The organism is Stenotrophomonas sp. P5_B8 (genome assembly GCF_054049855.1).
In genome coordinates this window covers 1-1,523 of record NZ_JBFULO010000646.1, presented here as the reverse complement: position 1 = coordinate 1,523, position 1,523 = coordinate 1, and the positions used below count along the sequence as shown (strand labels likewise).

Sequence of the window (1,523 nt, the reverse complement as noted above, 5' to 3'; positions counted from 1 at the left end):
GACCAACAACGATACGGGCCTGGTCGAAGCGCAGACCACCTATAATGCAAACGGACTGCCATATGAGCGTCGGCAGTTCGGGAAGCTCGTGCAGAAGTTGGCATATCACGCTGATGGGAGCATCGCCAGCTTTTCCGATGGGCGCGGGAATGTCACCACCTTGAGTAGTTGGAAGCGCGGCACCCCGCAGGCTATTGGCTTTGCCGATGGCACGTCGATTTCGGCGAGTGTGGATGACAATGGTTGGATTCGCTCTGTTACCAACGAGATGGGCTATCAAACGACGTATGCTTATGACCCGATGGGTCGGCAGACTCAAAGGGCATTTGCATCCGGAGATACCGTCGCATGGAATTCCACGACGCAGGTGTTCGAGCGCGTCGATTCCGTTGAGCATGGACTAGCTGCGGGCCACTGGCGGTTGACTAGCAATACCGGTAACCGCAACAAGGTAACGTGGTTTGATGCGATGTGGCGACCAGCGTTGACCCGCGAACGTGACGGAAGCAATGTCGCCGCGACAGAGCGATATCAGCGCTTCACCTACGATCATTCTGGCCGGACGACCTTCCAGTCATATCCTGCCTCGGGTAGCAACCCAGTGTCGGGACAGTGGAGTGAGTATGATGCCCTGGGTCGACCGACATCCAGTTCGATTGACAGCGAACAAGGTCTACTGACCACGGTAACAGCGTATGAGGCTGGCATGCGTGTTCGCACGACCGATCCTCGCAAGCAAGCCACCATAACGCAGTATCGCGTATATGACGCTCCCGCCTATGACTTTGCAGTGGCGATCGAGCATCCGGCCGGAGCATTCACAGAGATAGGGCGCGACGTATTCGGCAAGCCCATTTCGATCAAACGCCGCAACGCAACGGGTAGCGTGGCCGTGACCCGTTCATACGTGTACAACTCGCAGCAGGAACTCTGCAAGAGCGTAGAGCCGGAGACCGGAGCCAGCGTAGCGGGCTACGATGCCGCTGGTAACCTTGCATGGTCTGCGGCTGGGCTTTCGCTGACGGCGACCAACAGTTGCGATGAAGCTGCGGCGCAAGCTTCGGGACGTCGCGTCGACCGTAGCTATGACGCTCGAAATCGACTTAAGCAGTTGATCTTCGCTGACGGCAGTGGGAACCAGACTTGGACCTACAACAACGCTGGGTTACCGACTCAGGTCGTGACTAACAATCCAGACGGCAAACAGGTCATCAATACGTATGCATACAGCAAGCGCGGCCCAGTCATCGGTGAAACGCTCCAGCAGCCTGGGACGGGAATATGGTCCATGGGTTATGGATATGATGCCAATGCGTCACTAGCCAGCCTGCAGTATCCCAGTGGCTTGCAGCTCATCTTCGCGCCGAACGCGCTTGGCCAACCGACACGTGTCGGAAGCTACGCAAGCGCTATTTCTCACTATCCTGATGGTGCCTTGCGTTCATTCGCATATGGAAATGGCATCGCGCATAGCATGGTGCAGAATGCCCGTGGTCTTCCCGCCCGAGCAATAGACACCGGCG

The 1,523-nt window shown here is 57.1% G+C and carries 1 pseudogene; it reads left to right on the top strand.

The features are described from left to right. A pseudogene (locus ACXJKH_RS20330) lies at nt 1–1,523 on the top strand (RHS repeat protein); the annotation flags it as partial.